The 18,260-nt window shown below is 65.8% G+C and carries 17 protein-coding genes; 9 read left to right on the top strand and 8 right to left on the bottom strand.

Annotated elements, in window-relative coordinates; translation table 11 throughout:
• Window positions 1-298: 298 nt before the first annotated feature.
• The 6 genes from ACQR1B_RS28040 to ACQR1B_RS28015 form a co-directional block, all read right to left on the bottom strand.
• Window positions 299-1,003 carry an ABC transporter ATP-binding protein gene (locus tag ACQR1B_RS28040; RefSeq protein WP_434835649.1) on the bottom strand — a complete coding sequence of 235 codons (705 nt, stop codon included), beginning with the start codon at window positions 1,001-1,003 and terminating at the stop codon, window positions 299-301.
• Window positions 987-1,718 carry an ABC transporter ATP-binding protein gene (locus ACQR1B_RS28035; protein ID WP_041756408.1) on the bottom strand — a complete coding sequence of 244 codons (732 nt, stop codon included), beginning with the start codon at window positions 1,716-1,718 and terminating at the stop codon, window positions 987-989. The genes ACQR1B_RS28040 and ACQR1B_RS28035 overlap by 17 nt, the downstream gene beginning before the upstream one ends.
• Window positions 1,715-2,719, bottom strand: a complete 1,005-nt coding sequence (locus ACQR1B_RS28030) for a branched-chain amino acid ABC transporter permease (RefSeq protein WP_434835650.1) — start codon at window positions 2,717-2,719, stop codon at window positions 1,715-1,717. Before ACQR1B_RS28030 ends, ACQR1B_RS28035 begins: the two co-directional genes overlap by 4 nt.
• Entirely contained in the window at window positions 2,719-3,597 is an 879-nt protein-coding gene (locus ACQR1B_RS28025) for a branched-chain amino acid ABC transporter permease (RefSeq protein ID WP_035643020.1), read from the bottom strand. The genes ACQR1B_RS28030 and ACQR1B_RS28025 overlap by 1 nt, the downstream gene beginning before the upstream one ends.
• 193 nt (window positions 3,598-3,790) lie before the next feature.
• Entirely contained in the window at window positions 3,791-5,035 is a 1,245-nt protein-coding gene (locus ACQR1B_RS28020; protein WP_434835651.1) for an ABC transporter substrate-binding protein, read from the bottom strand.
• 92 nt (window positions 5,036-5,127) lie between these two features.
• Window positions 5,128-5,946, bottom strand: coding sequence for a putative hydro-lyase (locus tag ACQR1B_RS28015; RefSeq protein WP_434835652.1), 819 nt, complete (start codon window positions 5,944-5,946; stop codon window positions 5,128-5,130).
• A 113-nt stretch (window positions 5,947-6,059) separates the two neighbouring features.
• Between ACQR1B_RS28015 and ACQR1B_RS28010 the strand changes: the two genes are divergently transcribed.
• From ACQR1B_RS28010 to ACQR1B_RS28000, 3 genes are all read left to right on the top strand, one after another.
• Window positions 6,060-7,022 (top strand): LysR family transcriptional regulator, encoded by a 963-nt coding sequence (locus ACQR1B_RS28010; protein ID WP_434835653.1) that lies wholly within the window; start codon window positions 6,060-6,062, stop codon window positions 7,020-7,022.
• Complete coding sequence (locus ACQR1B_RS28005) at window positions 7,019-8,269, top strand: Zn-dependent hydrolase (RefSeq protein WP_434835654.1); 1,251 nt, start codon at window positions 7,019-7,021, stop codon at window positions 8,267-8,269. Before ACQR1B_RS28010 ends, ACQR1B_RS28005 begins: the two co-directional genes overlap by 4 nt.
• A gap of 385 nt (window positions 8,270-8,654) precedes the next feature.
• The gene (locus ACQR1B_RS28000) at window positions 8,655-9,566 is read left to right on the top strand and encodes an NAD(P)-dependent oxidoreductase (RefSeq protein WP_434835655.1); all 912 of its coding nucleotides are present in this window, start codon (window positions 8,655-8,657) and stop codon (window positions 9,564-9,566) included.
• Between the two features lie 257 nt (window positions 9,567-9,823).
• Here the strand turns inward: ACQR1B_RS28000 and ACQR1B_RS27995 are convergent, their stop codons facing one another.
• On the bottom strand, window positions 9,824-10,897 hold the full coding sequence (locus tag ACQR1B_RS27995; protein WP_434835656.1) for a tartrate dehydrogenase: 1,074 nt from the start codon (window positions 10,895-10,897) through the stop codon (window positions 9,824-9,826).
• Window positions 10,898-11,054: 157 nt separating this feature from the next.
• Here ACQR1B_RS27995 and ACQR1B_RS27990 point away from each other — a divergent pair, with 157 nt between their 5' ends.
• From ACQR1B_RS27990 to ACQR1B_RS27970, 5 genes are all read left to right on the top strand, one after another.
• Entirely contained in the window at window positions 11,055-11,831 is a 777-nt protein-coding gene (locus tag ACQR1B_RS27990; RefSeq protein ID WP_434835657.1) for an SDR family oxidoreductase, read from the top strand.
• Between the two features lie 79 nt (window positions 11,832-11,910).
• On the top strand, window positions 11,911-13,335 hold the full coding sequence (locus ACQR1B_RS27985; protein ID WP_434835658.1) for an amidase: 1,425 nt from the start codon (window positions 11,911-11,913) through the stop codon (window positions 13,333-13,335).
• Window positions 13,336-13,549: 214 nt separating this feature from the next.
• Window positions 13,550-14,212: a sulfite oxidase-like oxidoreductase gene (locus ACQR1B_RS27980; RefSeq protein ID WP_434835659.1), complete on the top strand. Its 663-nt coding sequence runs from the start codon at window positions 13,550-13,552 to the stop codon at window positions 14,210-14,212.
• 409 nt (window positions 14,213-14,621) lie between these two features.
• Window positions 14,622-14,987, top strand: coding sequence for a hypothetical protein (locus tag ACQR1B_RS27975; RefSeq protein ID WP_434835660.1), 366 nt, complete (start codon window positions 14,622-14,624; stop codon window positions 14,985-14,987).
• A 50-nt stretch (window positions 14,988-15,037) separates the two neighbouring features.
• Window positions 15,038-16,255 (top strand): bifunctional alpha/beta hydrolase/OsmC family protein, encoded by a 1,218-nt coding sequence (locus ACQR1B_RS27970; RefSeq protein WP_434835661.1) that lies wholly within the window; start codon window positions 15,038-15,040, stop codon window positions 16,253-16,255.
• 233 nt (window positions 16,256-16,488) lie between these two features.
• Here the strand turns inward: ACQR1B_RS27970 and ACQR1B_RS27965 are convergent, their stop codons facing one another.
• The gene (locus ACQR1B_RS27965; protein WP_434835705.1) at window positions 16,489-17,535 is read right to left on the bottom strand and encodes a YeeE/YedE family protein; all 1,047 of its coding nucleotides are present in this window, start codon (window positions 17,533-17,535) and stop codon (window positions 16,489-16,491) included.
• 244 nt (window positions 17,536-17,779) lie between these two features.
• Between ACQR1B_RS27965 and paaI the strand changes: the two genes are divergently transcribed.
• The gene (gene paaI / locus ACQR1B_RS27960; RefSeq protein ID WP_434835662.1) at window positions 17,780-18,238 is read left to right on the top strand and encodes a hydroxyphenylacetyl-CoA thioesterase PaaI; all 459 of its coding nucleotides are present in this window, start codon (window positions 17,780-17,782) and stop codon (window positions 18,236-18,238) included.
• Window positions 18,239-18,260: the final 22 nt, after the last annotated feature.

Raw genomic sequence — 18,260 nt, 5'->3', positions numbered from 1 at the left:
CGGTCGGGTGAGGGGTATGTCTCTACGAATGGCGCTCGCCGAGAGATACCCCTCACCCGACCGCATGCGTGGATGGGCCGCACATGCCCTCTCCCACAAGGGGCGAGGGCGCTGTATTGAACATCGCGCAGTTGAGCTAATAGGTCCGTAGTCCGTAGGGTGGGCAAAGGCGCGCCCGGCTCGTTGTCGTGGAGATGACTGTTTCCCGCGCCGTGCCCACCGGCCACACTCATTGGCACCGTTGGTGGGCACGCGACGCCTGACGGCGGCGCTTTGCCCACCCTACGAGGTCATCGACTCACAGCCCCAGATACGCCTTCCGGACATCCTTGTTGCCGCTGATCTCCGCGGCCGTGCCCTGCATCAGGACCCGGCCGGTCTGCAGGATGTACGCCCGGTCGGCAATCTCCAAACACTCCGCCATGCGCTGCTCGACGATGAGCACGGTCATGCCGGCGTCGCGGATGCGCTTGACGGCCTGGAAGATCTCGTCGACCAGCTTCGGCATGATGCCCTGCGACGGCTCGTCGAGCATCAGCAGCCGCGGCCGGGTCATCAGCGCGCGGCCGATCGCCAGCATTTGTTGCTCGCCGCCGGACAGCGTTTCGGCGCGCTGATCGAGCCGCTCGGACAGGCGCGGAAACAGCTTGAACACGAAGTCGAGCGGCTCCTCGCGATTGGCCTCGCCGCGATAGAGATAGCTGCCGAGCCGTAAGTTGTCGCGCACCGCAAGCCGCGGAAACAGCCGGCGGTTTTCCGGCACATAGGCGATGCCTTTCGCGGTGATCAGATGCTGCGCCATGCCGTCGATGCGGCTGCCGTCGAAGGTGACGGAGCCGGCCCGCGGCCGTTCGGCGCCGGCAATCGACTTCAGCAGCGTCGACTTGCCCGCGCCATTGGCGCCGGCGACGCAGACGATCTCGCCCTGCTCGACGTCGATCGAGACGTTCGAGATCGCGACGAGGCCCTGATAGGCGGTGGTGACGTCACGCACCGACAGCATGGCGGTCTCCGAGATAGGCGGAAATGACTTTGGGATCGCGGACGACGTCCTTGGGGCTGCCCTCGATCAGCACCTTGCCGAGGTCGAGCACGATGGCGCGGTCGACCAGCGGCATCACGATCTCCATGACGTGCTCGACCATCAGCACCGTGATGCCGGTGTCGCGCACGCGGCGGACAAGTTCGACGCCCTTCTGCGACTCGACCGGCGTGAGGCCGGTCAGCACCTCGTCGAGCAGCAAGAGCTTCGGCTCGGTGGCAAGCGCACGCGCCACTTCGAGGCGTCGCTTCTCCGACGGCACGAGGTCGCTCGCCAGCACATCGGCGCGCGCATCGAGGCCGCAGAACGCCAGCACCTCATGCGCCTTGCGGCGGGCGTCGCGCATATTGGTGGTGCGCACCAGGGAGCCGACGATGACGTTCTCGATCACCGTCATGCTCTCAAAGCTTTTCACGACCTGGAAGGTCCGGCCGATGCCGCGCTGGCAGCGCTCGGCGGCCGGCAACGCGGTGACGTCCTCGCCGTCGAACAGGATCTGGCCTTCGGTCGGCTTGAACGCGCCGGCGATCAGGTTGAACAGGGTCGACTTGCCGGCGCCGTTCGGCCCGATCAGGCCGACGATCTCGCCGCGCCCGACCGAAATCGAGACGTCGGAGTTCGCCGTCAGGCCCGAGAAGCGCTGGGTGATGTTGCGGGTTTCCAGCAATGCGGTCATGACGCCACCGCCTCTCGCGCCGGCTGCGTGGCCGGCTTGGGCTTGCGGGAGAACAGGCTGACCAGGCCTTGCGGTCGTGCCAGCGAGATCGCAATGATCAGGCCGCCATAGACGATCAGGTCGACGCCGCGGCCGGAGCCGCCGATATAGGAGCGCGTCAGTTCGGTCAGCGGGATCAGGATGACGGCGCCGAGCATCGGGCCCCACAGGGTGCCGATCCCGCCGAGCACGGCCGGCAGCGCCATCAGCAGCGAGAACTGGAAGCCCATCACGCTCTCGGGGTCGATGTAGCTGACGAACTGCGCGTAGAAGCTGCCGCCGATCGCCACCAGGAAGGCGGAGACGGCCGCCGCGCCCATCTTGGAGTTGAACACGTCGACGCCAAGGCTCTCGGCCGCGACCGGATTGTCCTTCACCGCGCGCCACCAATAGCCCCACTTGGAATCTTCCAGCCACCAGGTCACGAACCAGGCCACGCAGGCGAGCGCCAGCGCAAAGTAGAAGTATGGCAGCTTCGAGCGGGTGAACTGGAACGTGAGCCAGGAATCGCGCCGCACCGGGATGTCGATGCCGAGCGCGGCCCCGGCCCAATCCCAGTTCTGGAACAGGAGCAGCGTGATCTCGGCGATGACGATGGTTGCGATCACGAAGTAATGGCCGCCAAGCCGGAAGCAGGGATAGCCGAGCGCCATCGCGATCACAGCCGAGATCAGGCCGCCGGCGAGCATGCCGAACCACGGCAGCACGCCGAACTTGGTGAACAGGATCGCGGTCGTATACGCCCCGAGACCGAAATAGAGCGCATGCCCCAGGGAGATCTGACCGCAATAGCCGGACAGGATGTTCCAGCTCTGCGACAGCGCCGCATACATCAGGGTCAGCACCATGATGTTCTGGACGTAGACGTCCTTGACGAAGAACGGCACGGCGGCGGCGATCGCCGCTAGGAAGGCGGCCAGGACGAGGTCGCGCCGGCGACGTTGAATGAATGCCTTGTCCATCAGATCGATCCGAACAGGCCGCGCGGGCGGACGAACACGACGAGGAGATAAACGCCGTAGATGCCGACGGTCTTCAACGAGGGCGGCAGGATCAGCGTGGTCATGGCCTCCACGAGGCCGACCACGATGCCGCCCGCGAACGCGCCGAACACGCTGCCGAAGCCGCCGAGCGCCACCGTGACATAGGCGATGGTCGCAAACGACGCGCCGACATCGGGGAAGACGTAGAAGAAGATCGCCATCACGGCGCCGGCGAGGCCGACCAGTGCCGCACCCAGGCCCCAGCCAAGCGCGAACACCTTGTTCTTGTCGATGCCGACCAGCGCCACCGCGCCGGCATCCTCACGCGTCGCCTCGAGCGCGCGGCCGAAATCGGTGCGGTGGATGAAGAAGTACAGGCCGGCGAAAGCCGCGATCGCGATGAGCGCGCCCACGAGCTGCGGCTGCGGCAGATAGATCCCTGCGATCGAGATCGTCTTGCCGCCCAGATAGGAGTGCGGAATGCTGCGATAGTCGGGCGTGAAGAAATACTGCGCGACGCCGCGCATCAGCACCGCGAGGCCGAAAGTGGAGAAGATCTGCACCATGCCGGTGTTGGCCTTGGCACGGACGGCAAATCTGACAATCAGCAGATAGACCACCGCGCCGAACACGAACAATCCGGCCGCGACGATCGGCGCCGACAGCAGCGGGTCGAGCGCAAAATACGCGAACAGAAAGAAGGTCGCGTACATCGCGATCATCAGGAACTCGCCATGCGCGAAGTTCACGACGTCCATCAGGCCGAAGATGAGGGCCAGGCCGACGGCGATGAGGCCGTAGAGCAGGCCCATCAACAGGCCGCTGGCGAGACTTTGGATGATTGTTTCTGCTGTCACAGATCTTGCCCCACTCTCGATGTGACTCGGGGTGTCGTCCTGGCGAACGCCAGGACCCATAACCACGACTGTTTGTGTGGGGCACGACGACAAACAGTCATCGTCCAACCACGGCCTCGGCGTATGGGTCCCGGGTCGGCGCCGCCACGCGCTGGCGCGCGTCGCGGCTTGCCCGGGACGACATCCGAGACGATTACTTCATCGGCCAGCTGGCTTCCGCCACGGCGGCCTGGGTCGGGAAGATGGTGACGAACTTGCCGCCGACATATTGCAGCAGCACCGGGTCGGCGTCGTTGTTCTGGCCGTTCTCGTCGAACTTCACGCGCTTCCACGGCATGATCGTCTGGTCGCCCGGCATGTCGGTGGCGGCCAGCGCGTCGCGGATCTTCTCGCCGTCGGTCGACTTGGCGCGGTTGATGGCATCCGCCATCACGATCAGGCCCATGAACTGGCGCGACGAGTAGTCGTTGAAGTCCTTGCCCGACTTCGCCTTGAACATGTCGTTGATCTTGCCGACCATCGGCCGCTTGGCGGCGAGGTCGAGCGAGAACGAGCCGCGCGAGATCACGCCTTCGAGCTTGTCGCCGACCGCGTCATACAGCGCCTTCTCCGAGAAGCCGGCGTCCTGGGCGACGATCGCATTCGGCTTATAGCCAAGCTCGGCCATCGTCTTGACCAGCAGGATGCCGTCGGTGGTGTAGCTCGACGGCATCAGCACGTCGGCATTCGCCGCCTTGAGCTGCTGCACCTCGGCCGACAGCGACGGCGAGTTGGCGCGGTACTTGATGTCCGCGACGACCTTGTAGCCGCGCTCCTGGGCCAGCTTGAGCTGAGCGTTGCTCGAATCGGTGCCGAAGATGGTGTCCTCGTGGAACAGCGCGAGCGTGTCGATCTTGGTGCCCTTCTTCTTCATCGCGTCGAAGAAGTCGAACATCGCCTGCGAGAACATCTCGTCATGCGGCGCTGCGCGGAAATAATACTTCAGGCCGCGGCGATGCAGGCTCGGCGAGGAATTGTCGGCCGAGAGATACGGGATCTGGTAGCGCTCGCAGATCTGGCTCGCGGTCACCGCGACCGCGCTCTGGTAGGAACCGATGACGGCGGCGACCTTCTCCTGGGTGATCAGGCGCTCGGCTTCGGCGCGGCCCTTCTGCGGGTCGGCCTGGTGGTCGGCGAACACCAGCTTGATCTTGGCGCCGCCGAGGCCCGGCAGGCCCTCGGTGCGGGCGAGCGGCAGGTCAAAATCATACTTGCCGTTGATGATTTCGGCTGCGGTCTCGAAGGCGCGCTGCGCGTCGACGCCGATCTGCGCGCTGGCGCCGGAGAACGGATAGATGACGCCGATCTTCACTTCGGAGGCCTGCGCGCGGGCGGCGATCGGCCCGAGTGCGGCGGCAGCGGTGGCTCCAAGCAGGACGTTACGGCGCGTGATGGTCATGAGAAGATCCTCTGATGAAAGCGCATCGATGAAGCGGTTGAGGTCGTCGGTAAAGGCTCAATAAGCAGCATGGCTGCCTGATTAAAGGCTGATTAGAGGACGGCGAGATCCTTGTTCCGGAGATCGGTGATCAGCATCAGGCCCGGCGCATGCGTGATCGCGAACGGCAGCTTCGCCGCGGCGATCACCGCCTGCGGCGTCACTCCGCAGGCCCAGAATACGGGAATTTCGTCCGCGCCCACCGGCACCGGGTCACCGTAGTCGGGCTTGTTGATATCGGCGATGCCGATCTGCTCCGGAAGGCCGAGATGCACCGGCGCGCCGTGCACGGCGGGAAAGCGGGTCGTGATCTGCACCGCACGGATGGCCTGCGCCGGCTTGAACGGGCGCATCGACACCACCATGGGACCTGCGAACGGCCCCGACGGCGTACAGGCGATATTGGTGCGATACATCGGCACGCGGCAGCCCTGCTCGATATGGCGGATCGGCAGGCCGTCGGCCATCAGCGCCTCTTCGAACGAGAACGAGCAGCCGAGCACGAAGGTGACGAGATCATCGCGCCAATGCGACAGGAGATCGGTCGGCTCCTCGACCATCTCACCGTCGCGCCAGACCCGATAGCGCGGCACGTCGGTGCGGATGTCGAGATCGGCGCCCAGTGCCGGAATATGAGGATTGCCCGGATCGGACATGCCGATGATCGGGCACGGCTTCGGATTGAGCTGACAGAAACGGTGGAATGCGCCGGCGTACCGCTCCGGAATAATCGCGAGATTGCCTTGGACGAAGCCGTTGGCCACGCCCGCCGTGCTCCAGCCCTTGCCGGTGCGATAATCCAGGCGAGCCTGATGGCTGGGAAGAAGCCCTGCCTCTTCGCCCTGTTGCTGCACTGCCGCGGAAACAGTCATTTGAGCCATTTGCCTAATATCTCGACAAACTCACTCAACATCAGCCATGCTATAAAGTCTAATCTTCGTTTTTAATCAGGATCGATAAAACAAATTGATCCTAGGCGGGCCTGATGCTGGATTTCCGTTCCATCGAGACCTTTCTCTGGGTGGTCAAGCTCGGCAGCTTCCGCGGCGCTGCCCAGCGCCTCAATACCACCCAGCCGGCGATCTCCCAGCGCATCGCCCAGCTCGAGCGCGAGCTCGGCGTCAAGCTGCTCAACCGCGACCATCGCGTGGCCTCGCCCACCGCGGTCGGCCGGCAGATGCTGGTCTATGCCGAGAAGCTGATCGGGCTGCGCGCGGAGATGTTGGCCGAGGTCGGCGACCGCTCGGCGATGCGCGGCGTGCTCCGGCTCGGCGTCGCCGAGACCATCGTGCACGACTGGCTGCCGCGGCTGATCAAGAGCGTCAACGAGAGCTATCCGAACCTGTCGCTGGAGATCGAGGTCGACGTCACGCCCCATCTGCACGCGCGCCTTTTGGCGCAGGAGATCGAGCTCGCCTTCGCGCTCGGCGCGCCCTCGGAGTCGGGCATCCGCAGCCGGGTGCTATGCGACTATCCGATCAGCTTCCTTGCGAGCCCTGCCCTCGGCTTCGGCACGGGCGTGGTGACGGCCGAGCAGATGGCGCGGTTTCCGATCATCACCTTCCCGCGCAACACTCAGCCCTATGACAATGTGCGCTCGCTGTTCAACCGCCCGCATCTGCCGCCGATGCGGCTGCATGCCAGCGCCTCGCTCGCGACCGTGATCCACATGGCGGTCGAGGGGCTCGGCGTCGCCGTCATTCCCGCCGCGATCGTCGCCAACGAGCTCGCCAGCGGCCGCCTGCAGGAGCTCGAGACGGACCTGCGGATTCCGCCCCTGACCTTCACCGCGAGCTGGCTGTCGTCGCCCGAGATGGTGGCGATCGAGCGCGTCGCCGAACTTGCGGCCCAGACCGCGCAGACGACCAGCCATCCGGTCGCATCGGTTGACGCCGTCGCCGCGGCGCGCGATGGACAGGACGCCGGAGTACAGGGATTTCAAGCATGAGCCGCGCCGTTACCAATCTGCAGATCGATTCCGCCCGCCTCTGGGACAGCATCCACGAGACCGCCAAGTTCGGCGCCACGCCGAAGGGCGGGGTGCGGCGGCTGACCTTGAGCCAGGAAGACAAGCAGGTGCGCGACTGGTTCCGTCGGGCCTGCGAGGACGCCGGGCTCGAGGTTTATGTCGATGCACTCGGCTCGATGTTCGCGCTTCGCAAGGGCCGCGATATGTCGAAGGCTCCGGTCGGCCTCGGCTCGCATCTGGATACGCAGCCGACCGGCGGCAAGTTCGACGGCATCCTGGGCACGCTCGGCGCGCTGGAAGTGATCCGCACGCTGAATGACGCCGGCATCGAAACCGACGCGCCGCTGTGCATCGTCAACTGGACCAACGAGGAAGGCTCGCGCTTCGCGCCGGCGATGATGGCCTCGGCGGCTTATGTCGGCGACTTCACCGTCGAGGACATCTTGTCGCGCAAGGACGCCGAGGGTGTCACGGTCGGCCAGGCGCTGGACGGCATCGGCTATCGCGGCGAGACCAAGGTCGGCACGCAGAAGTTCTCCGGCTTCGTCGAGCTGCATATCGAGCAGGGCCCGATCCTGGAGGCGGAGAACAAGACCATCGGCGTGGTCGATCACGGCCAGGGCGTGTTCTGGTATGACGGCAAGGTCACGGGCTTCGAGAGCCATGCCGGCTCGACGCCGATGCCGCTGCGGCGCGACGCGCTGCTGGCGCTGTCGGAGTTCGCGCTGACCCTGGAGCAGATCGCGCTCAAGCTCGGGCCGAACGCGGTCGCCACCATCGGCGAGGCCGTGATCGCCAATCCCTCGCGCAACGTCATCCCCGGCGAGATCGCCTTCACCATCGATTGCCGCAGCGCCAATGCCGACACCTTGGAGGCGCTCGACGCCAGCCTGCGCTCGGCAGCAGCCGAGATTTCCAAGAAGCGCAGGGTCGAGATCGTGATCGACCAGGTCTGGCGCAAGCCGCCGACGCATTTCGATCCGAAGCTGATCGACGCCGTCGAGCGCGCCGCCGGCACGCTCGGCTATGCGCACCGCCGCATCACGTCGGGCGCCGGTCACGATGCCTGCAACCTCAACACGATCATGCCGGCAGCGATGGTGTTCGTCCCCTGCAAGGACGGCATCAGCCACAACGAGCTGGAAGACGCGACGCAATCCGACTGCGCGGCGGGCACCAATGTGCTGCTGCATACGGTGCTGTCGCTGGCGGGCGTGGCGTCGTGATGAGCTGATGACTGCAGACGGGCCTCATCCTTCGAGACGCCGCTGCGCGGCTCCTCAGGATGAGGGGAAAGCCTGCGGTGAAAGGTTTTGCGGCGAGGTTCGTTTTTTTCAAGAGCGCGCTGCTCATCGTCAGTCTGCAGCTCTAGCTCCGATATCGGAACTAACCTCTTCATGAACACGCTTCTCGGCGTGTTCATGGTCCGGTGTGCAGTACCGCCTCGGCTTTTGAACCTCATGGTGAGGAGCGCCGCGCCCGAGCTGGTGCGGCAAAGCCGGTCCATACCTACGGCGCGTCTCGAACCATGAGGCCCGAGACGCTTCGACCAGAACCACAGTCAGTCGCCCTACTCCCATCTACTGAATGGGATCTTATCAGGAGGTATCCGTGCGCGGAGTTTTCATCGACGCCAACGAATCGCTTGCCGATATCTTCGAGCGGCAGCGCCAATCGGGCGATCCCGAGATGCGCGTGCACCTCGATCCCGACATCAAGCCCGAGGACTGGCCGGCCATTCTCGACGGCGCCGAGATCGGCGTGGTCGATCACACCGCGCTGCCGACCGATGTCGCGAAACAGTGCAAGGGCCTCAAGCACGTCGTCTTCCTCGGCACCGGCGCCCGCAGCTACATGAACCCGGAAGAACTGGCCGAGCTCGGCATCACCGTCCACCTGATCAAGGGCTATGGCGACACGGCCGTCGCCGAAGCCGCCATCGCACTGATGTGGGCCTCGGCGCGCGGCCTCGCACAGATGGACCGCGAGATGCGCGCCGGCAACTGGCTGCGCGACGACGGCATGCAGCTCACCGGCAAGACGCTCGGCCTGATCGGCTTCGGCGGCATCGCCGCCGAGGTCGCGCGCATCGCGTCCGGCAGCGGCATGAAGGTGATCGCCTGGAACCGCTCGCCGAAGAGCCATCCGGGCGTCGAGTTCGTGTCTCTCGATCAGTTGCTGGCGACCAGCCAGATCGTGTCGCTGCACCTTCTGCTCAACGACGAGACCCGCGGCTTCCTGTCACGCGAGCGCATCGCGCAGATGCGCCAGGGCGTGATCTTCGTCAACACCGCCCGCGCCGCCATCGTCGACGAGCCCGCCATGATCGACGCGCTGCGCTCCGGCCACATCCGCCACGCCGGCCTCGACGTCTTCACCACCGAGCCGCTGCCCGCCGGTCATGTGCTGACGACCATCCCGAACGTGACGCTGTCGGCGCACTCCGCCTTCCGCACGCCGGAAGCGAGCGAGAACCTGATCCACGCGGCGTGGGAGCATTGCCGCCGGGTGGCGAAGGAATAATGGTTGACGCGCAGGGTGGGCAAAGCGGCCGCGCAGGCGGCAGCGTGCCCACCATCCATCAGCGCGCACGCGGCAAGACGGTGGGCACGGCGCCACCGCGATCTCATGTGGGGATACAGCGAGGCCGCGCCTTTGCCCACCCTACACGTCAGCGAGTCCTGCCGACGCGCGGCGAAGGAATAATAGCAGGACTTGCTCGGTGCACCCTCTCCCACAAGGGGAGAGGGTGCACCGGGCGCTGGGCTACTAATACTGAACTAATCCACCATCTCCGCAACCGCCTTGCCGCACGCCGTCGTGTCGGCATTGCCGCCAAGATCCCGCGTCCGCAACGTCCGCTCCGCCAGCGTGCGCTCGATGGCGCCGACGATCGACTGCGCCGCGGTTGTCTCTCCGAGATGCTCCAGCATCATCGCGCCCGACCAGATCATGCCGATCGGATTGGCGATGCCCTGCCCGGCGATGTCAGGCGCCGAGCCGTGCACCGGCTCGAACACCGACGGGAAATTGCGCTCGGGATTGATGTTGCCCGATGGCGCGATGCCGATGGTGCCGGTGCAGGCCGGGCCGAGATCCGAGAGAATGTCCCCGAACAGGTTGGAGCCGACGACGACGTCGAACCAGTCCGGATGCAGCACGAAGTTCGCGGTGAGGATGTCGATGTGGTACTTGTCCCACTTCACGCCCGGATAGTTCTTCGCCATCGCCTCGACGCGCTCGTCCCAGTACGGCATCGTGATCGAGATGCCGTTCGACTTGGTCGCCGAGGTCAGATGCTTCTTCGGCCGCGACTGCGCCAGCTCGAAGGCGAACTTCAAAATGCGGTCGACGCCGGTGCGCGTCATCACCGTCTGCTGGGTGACGAACTCGCGATCGGTGTCGGGGAACATGCGGCCGCCGACCGAGGAGTATTCACCCTCGGTGTTCTCGCGCACCACCCAGAAATCGATGTCGCCCGGCTTGCGGCCCGCCAGCGGCGACGGCACGCCCGGCATCAGCCGCACGGGGCGCAGGTTCACATATTGATCGAACTCGCGGCGGAACTTGATCAGCGAGCCCCACAGCGAAACGTGGTCGGCGATTTTTGCCGGCCAGCCGACCGCACCGAAATAGATCGCGTCATGGCCGCCGATCTGGGCCTTCCAGTCGTCCGGCATCATCTGGCCGTGCTTCTCGTAATAGTCGTAGCTCGAGAAGTCGAAATGATCGAACTGCACCGCGACGCCGTGCTTCTTGGCGGCGGCCTCGATCACGCGAATGCCCTCGGGCATGACCTCCTTGCCGATGCCGTCGCCGGGAATGACTGCGATGCGATAGGGCTTCTTGCTCATCGAGCGGATCCTTGAGATGTCTGGGCCGGCCGTGCCGGCTGAATTGTCAGCGTTTGAATGGACCAAACGGCCGGGAAGCGCAACGCTGCGGTGCAAGATTGACCGCATGGCTGGCGCGCCCGACAATCACGTCTCCTCCCATCCAGCGAGCATGTTCATGGACCTTCACCTTCGCGGCAAGCGCGTTCTCATCACCGGCGCGTCCAAGGGGATCGGCGCTGCAGCGGCCGAAGCCTTTGCCGAGGAAGGCTGCCATGTCAGGCTCGCCGCACGCAGCGGCGACCGGCTCGGGGCGCTGGTCGAGCAGCTCCGCTCCAAGCACCAGATCGATGCGGCCGCGCATGTCGTGGACCTGCGCAAGTCCGAGGACGTCGCGCGGCTGGCGCATGAGGCGTCCGACATCGACATCCTCGTCAACAATGCCGGCGACATTCCGGGCGGCGCGATCGACAAGATCGACGAGGCGGCCTGGCGGCATGCCTGGGACCTCAAGGTATTCGGCTTCATCAACCTGACGCGGCTGGTCTATGCCCAGATGAAGGCGCGCGGGGCCGGCGTGATCATCAACGACATCGGCGCGGCCGGCGAGAAGTTCGACGCCAACTATATCTGCGGGAGCGCCGGCAATGCGGCGCTGATGGCCTTCACCCGCGCGCTCGGCTCCAAGAGCCTCGCCGACAACATCCGCGTCGTCGGCATCAATCCAGGCCCGGTCGGCACCGACCGCCATGTCACCCTGCTGAAAACCCGCGCGCAGCAGCAATTCGGCGACGAGAGCCGCTACACCGAATTCCAGAAGGGCCTGCCGCTCGGCCGTCCCGCGCATGTCAGAGAGATCGCCGATTTGATGGCGTTTCTGGCGTCGAATCGCGCCGGCTACACCTCGGGCGTGATCTATACCGTCGACGGCGGCATCAGCGCAGGGTGGGGTTGACAGCGGCGATCTTTCCACGCCGGGCGAAACATGATCTACGACGTGGCGCCGGGACGCTTCCAATCAGGAGAACTGCATTTTGGCCGACCAGGGATTGATCCGCGAGACCGCCTGCGCCGTCGTCGACAAGTTGAAGTCCGGCGAGGTCACCCCGCTCGATTGCCTCGATGCGCTGGAGGCGCGCATCACAGCGGTCGACGACAAGGTCAATGCGCTGCCGACGCTATGCTTCGACCGCGCGCGCGATCACGCCAAGGCGCTGATGCAGAAGAAGGCCTCGGAGCGCGGGCTGCTCGCCGGACTTCCCGTGCCGATCAAGGACCTCACGGATGTCCAGGGCGTGCTGACCACGCAAGGCTCGCCGATCTACAAGGACCGGATTCCGGAACGCTCCGATCTCCTGGTCACGCATCTCGAAGCCAATGGCGGCGTGATCTACGCCAAGTCGAACACGCCGGAGTTCGGCGCCGGCGCCAACACCTTCAACGAGGTGTTCGGCGCGACGCGCAATCCGTGGGACATTTCGCGCTCGGCGGCCGGCTCCTCCGGCGGCGCGGCCGTTGCGCTCGCCACCGGCATGGCCTGGCTGGCGCACGGCTCCGACATGGGCGGCTCGCTGCGCAACCCCGCGAGCTTCTGCGGTATCGTCGGCCTGCGCCCGAGCTTCGGCCGCGTGGCGCATACGCCTGGCGTCGCCGTCGACCGCAATCTCGGCGTCCAGGGCCCGATGGCGCGCAGTGTCGAGGATCTCGCGCTGCTGCTGGACGCGATGAGCGGCGAGTATGCCGCCGATCCGATCTCGCTGCCCTCGCCCGCGACCTCGTTCCTGGCCGCGGCCCGTTCGGCCAAGACGCCGATCCGCGTCGCCTACTCGCCCGACCTCGGCATCACGCCGGTCGATCCTGAAGTGATCGCCGTCACCCGCAAGGCCGCGCAGCGCTTCGCCGAATTGGGCGTGATCGTCGAGGAAACGCATCCGGACTTCAGCGAGGCGCATGACTGCTTCCACGTGCTGCGCGCGCTCGATTTCGCGATGAGCAAGGCCGAGCTGCTGCGCACCAAGCGCGACCTGTTGAAGCCCGAGGTGATCTGGAACATCGAGGAAGGCCTGAAGCTGACGGTCGCGCAGATCGCGCGCGCCGAGGCGCAGCGCGTGGCGATCACCGCGCGCGCGGTGAAGTTCTTCGAGACCTACGACCTGCTGCTGGCGCCGGCGACGATCGTGCCGCCCTTCCCGGTCGAGCACCGCTACGTCGCCGAATGCGCCGGGCACACATTCGACAATTACGTGCAGTGGCTCGGCATCGTCTACGCGATCACGCTCGCCTGCTGCCCGGCGCTGTCCTTGCCCTGCGGCTTCACCGCATCGGGCCTCCCCGTCGGTCTGCAGGTGATCGCACGGCCGCGCAACGACGCCGGACTGCTGGCAGGCGCCAAGGTGCTGGAGGACATTCTCGGGCTCGCCGACGCGACGCCGATCGATCCCCGCGCGCCGAAGAGCTGAGCGGACCATCGGCAGTCTGGTCCAGCCCGCTGGACCAGACTGAGTTCCATACGCGGGGCCTGTCAGCCGGTGACCGCATGATGCTTCAAAGGCATTGGGCCGGAGCCCACGTTTGACTATGATCCCGCTGAACCGGTCATGCCATGCACGACGCCAGCACGCCACGGCGATGCACCGGCAGGCGTGAGCAAGACCAACCGACGAAGGTGCCGACATGGCTGACGAGTCCGGGCTGCCGCCCGAGAGCAAGCTGACCCGCAGCAAGGAGCGCTGGGCGCGCGAGGGCAAGTTCCTGACCGGCCGCATCGTGCGGCCCGAGGAGCAGCGCCTGCCGCCGGGCCAGCATCTAACCCGCGACTGGCCCGTGCTCGACCTCGGCGTGACGCCGTCGGTCACATCCGAGCGCTGGCGGCTCGACGTCTATGGTGCGGTTGAGACTCCGCTGTTCTGGGACTGGCCCACCTTCCTGGCCCAGGAGCAGCGCCAGTTCGTCTCCGACATCCATTGCGTCACGACCTGGTCGCGCTACGACAATCAATGGGAGGGGCTTGCCACGCGCGACCTGCTCGCCGCCTGCCGCCCACGCGAGCACGCTGATTTCGTCGTGCTGCATTCCTATGACGGCTACACCACCAACCTTGCGCTGGAGGATTTCGCTGCCGAGGACGCGCTGCTCGCGCACAGTTGGTCGGGCGCGCCGATCACAGGGGAGCATGGCGGCCCGGTGCGCGTCGTGGTGCCGCATCTGTATTTCTGGAAGAGCGCGAAATGGCTGAAGGCGATCGAATTCCTGGACAAGGACCAGCCCGGCTATTGGGAGTTGCGCGGCTATCACAACCGCGGTGACCCCTGGGCCGAGCAGCGTTATTCGGAGTGAGGAAATGACAGAGCCGCAGGGTGGGCAAGGACGCGAAGCGTCGTCCCCACCATCGTCCCGCCGCCCAGAAGAGAACGGTGGCACCTGCGGGGCCGAGTTCGTTACAAATATCCGAGGGTGACTGCGCGATACAGCGCCCTCTCCCCTTGTGGGAGAGGGCATCTCCGGCCTATCCAGTCCCTCGGTTGGGTGAGGGGTCTCTCTCCGCGGACCGCGATCGCGGAGGCATACCCCTCACCCAAGCGAGTGTGCTGCTCCGTCCTACATGCCCTCTCCCACAAGGGGAGAGGGCGCAGTAACGACCAGCGTGGCGATGTATCTTGATGGATGCTGCAGGCTGAGTTCCGACGAGCTCTGAACTGCGGTTCAGCACAGGGATCGTCATATCCGAACGTGCCAGAGACACAGCATGGAGTTCACCTCTGAGACCGGCAAGATTCCCAAGGGCTATGGGTATCTTCTGAAGCCTTCCGTCATCCTCGCCGCGCTGACCGCGAGAGATCTCGGCGGCATTCGCATCCATCTCGTTCGCAGCCACGGCAGGCGCCTGTTCGATGCACGATATCGGCCACCGGACGGCGACATTCCTTATGAGCGTCTCAACATCAAAGTCGGCACCGCGCACGAACGCGACTTGCCTCCACTTCGCCGGCAGGCGAAGGACGAAGCACTGCCGGCGCTCATCCGATGGATTACCGATCTTGTCGCGCAGGACCTGCCGACGGCGATCCGACACGGTGAACAGGTGATCGAGCTTCTGCCTCCGCGCGAGTGATCATGCGCGGTCGCGAGTTGCTGTGAAGATGCAACGATTGGAGACCAACCATGCCGACCGAACGGTTCCAATTTGACGGCGCAGGCGGCGACAGACTGTCCGCGGCCCTCGATCTCCCCGACGGCGCGCCACGGGCGTATGCGCTGTTCGCGCATTGCTTCTCGTGCGGCAAGGACACCCATGCGGCGCGGCGCATCGCGATGGCGCTGACGGCGCACGGCATCGCGGTGCTCAGGTTCGACTTCACCGGGCTGGGCTCCAGCGAAGGCGACTTCGCCAACACGACGTTTTCGTCCAACGTTGCCGATCTCGTCCGCGCCGCCGATCATCTGCGTGATATCAGGCAGGCGCCGGCGATCCTGATCGGCCACAGCCTGGGCGGCGCCGCGGTGCTGGCCGCAGCGGGCGACATCCCGGATGCGAAGGCCGTGGTGACGATCGCGGCGCCTTCGGATCCCGGTCACGTCACCAACATGTTCAAAGGCAGCATCGAGGCGATCCGCCGCGACGGTTCGGCGGAAGTCTCGCTCGCCGGCCGTCCGTTCCGCATCAGCAGCTCCTTCCTCGACGACGTCGCCGAGCAGCGCCTGCTCGACAGGGTCAAGCATCTGCACAAGGCGCTGCTGGTGATGCACTCGCCGCTCGACGACACCGTCGGCATCGACAACGCCACCCACATTTTCGTCGCCGCCAAGCATCCGAAGAGCTTCATCTCGCTCGATCATGCCGATCATCTGATCAGCCGGAAGGAGGACGCCGCGGACATCGCCGAGATGATCGCGAGCTGGGCCAGCCGCTACGTTGCAGCGCCGACGGCCTCGCCCGCAGCTCAGGATGGTCCACGCGATGTCGTCGTGCGCGAGACCCGCACCAGCAAGCTGCAGCAGAGCATCGCGCTCGGCCCGCATCGGCTGACGGCCGATGAGCCCCTCTCCGTCGGCGGCCAGGATTCCGGCCCCGGCCCTTACGACCTGCTGCTGGCGGCACTCGGCGCCTGCACCTCGATGACGATGCGGCTCTATGCCGATCGCAAGGCGCTGCCGCTCGACCGCATCACCGTCACCCTGCGCCACAGCAAGATTCATGCGGAGGATTGCGCGGAGTGCGAGACCAAGGTCGGCCTGATCGATCAGCTCGAACGCGAGATCCACCTCGACGGCGCGCTCGACGACGAGCAGCGCAAGCGGCTGATGGAGATCGCCGACAAGTGCCCGGTGCACCGGACCCTGACCTCGGAGATCCGCATCGTCACACGCGCGGTGGAGTAAGCTTGAAACACAGCTCGATGCGTGATGTTCGACGGCGGCGCGCTCCCTCTCCCCGTCTTTACGGGGAGAGGGTTGGGGTGAGGGGCAGACGCACGGGAAGTGTATGTGGCACGACCTGTACCCCCTCACCCGGATTGCATCTTCGATGCAATCCGACCTCTCCCCGCAAGCGGGGCGAGGTACACCGAGCCAGCCGCAAGATGGCTCTTTATTCAATAGAAACGCATCGTGATTCAACGCGCCGGCTGCGGCTCGATCTTGAGCGGCCGCACGCGCAGCGCGCCACGCAAGCCCGCCGCCGTGCCGATGAAGATTCCGGCGATAGCGACGAACGACGGCAGCGCCAGGGTCGAGAGCCCCGTCAGACCCTGCCCGACCGAGCAGCCGAGAGCCATCACGCCGCCGATTCCCATCAGCGCGGCGCCGCCGGCCGAGCGCAGCATGTGCTGCGGCGAGTGAAAGCCTTCGAGCTCGAAGCGGCGCGTCGCCACCGCCGTCACCAGACTTCCGACGAGCACGCCGGCGACGGTCGCGATACCGAAATTCACCGTCGAGCCGGTCGACAGCATCACATATTGCAGGCCATCGGCGATCGGCGCGACGAAGGTCAGCGAGGCCACCGGCGCCGGATTGAACTCATCGGCGCCGAGAGAGCCGGTCGCGAACCAGCCTGCTGCGATCAGCAGCCCGACGATCAGCCCCGCAAGCATCTGCCCCGGCGCGCGCCGGAACGGCGCATGCGCGAAGGCGAAGGCGATCAGCGCGCCACCGAGCGCGAGCGCCGGCACGAGCCGCGCTGGCGCGCCATGCAGGCCGCCGACCGACAGCAGCGCAGGCAGCGACGTTGCGGTTGCCGCGGTCTGCGAGCCCTGCAGCAGCGCGATCCGCAGCGGCGCGATCAGGCCCTTCAAGGTCATCTCGGCCGCGATCGCCAGCACCGTCACCACGACGAAGGAGCGCAGGTTGCCGCGGCCGAGCAGCACCAGCGCGCGCGAGCCGCAGCCATTGGCCAGCACCATGCCATAGCCGAACAGGACGCCGCCTGAAAACATCAGCGGCACGGAGAAGGTCGGCTGCAGATAGATCGACTTGCCGAGATCGACGATACCGTCGGCCGCGAGCACCTGCGTGGCGACGACCGCGATCCCCATCGCCAGCGCGTAGGTTCGCACCTTCAGGCCGTCGCCATCGGCCCACCAGCCGCGCAGGCTGCTCATCATGCAGAAGCCGCTGAGAAGCCCGACGACGCCATAGACCAGGCCGATCAAAAGACCGGCCATCACGGCCAGATTGGCGGCTTCCGGCACGGTCGGGAATCCTTCGGGTTACGAAAAAGAGAGGCGGCGGTGCGCGCGTTGCGTAAGCATCGCTTTTGCTTGACGCGCGCGGAAACTTTGCCACGATGTCAGCCCTAACTAGATGAGAATGCTTGTTCCAACAAGCATCAGCGGGAGAGAACGCCGTGGTTTCACAAGCGCAGCCGTTTGCGTGGCCGATCGGCCGTGCGTGCCTGGAGGCCCGGCAGTGAGCGGCGCGACGGGACTGTCGCCGGAGGCTCTTGCCCGCGCCTGCGCCGACGCGATGTGGCGGGAGGATCGCGCCAGCCAGGGGCTCGGCATGGAGATCGTCGAGATCGGCCCGGGGCGCGCCACCCTGCAGATGACGGTGCAGCCGCTCATGGTCAACGGCCACGGCATCGCCCATGGCGGCTTCATCTTCACGCTCGCCGATTCGGCCTTCGCGTTCGCCTGCAACTCGCACAACGACCGCACCGTGGCCGCGCAGGGCAGCATCAGCTTCATCCGACCGGGAAAGCTCGGCGATGTCCTGGTGGCCCGCGCCAGCGAGATTTCGCGCAGCGGCCGCTCCGGCATCTACGACGTCCGCGTGACCGCGGGCGACACCGTGATCGCGGAGTTTCGCGGGCATTCCCGCAGCATCGGCGGGACGCTGGTCCCAACCGAAGCAAACCACGCGACTTGACCCTTTCGACCACGTTCCTGCC

Source organism: Bradyrhizobium oligotrophicum, assembly GCF_051168495.1.
GTDB classification, from domain to species: domain Bacteria; phylum Pseudomonadota; class Alphaproteobacteria; order Rhizobiales; family Xanthobacteraceae; genus Bradyrhizobium; species Bradyrhizobium oligotrophicum_A.
Note: the sequence above shows the minus strand (reverse complement) of the source record. Positions and strands in the feature narration are given on the sequence as shown.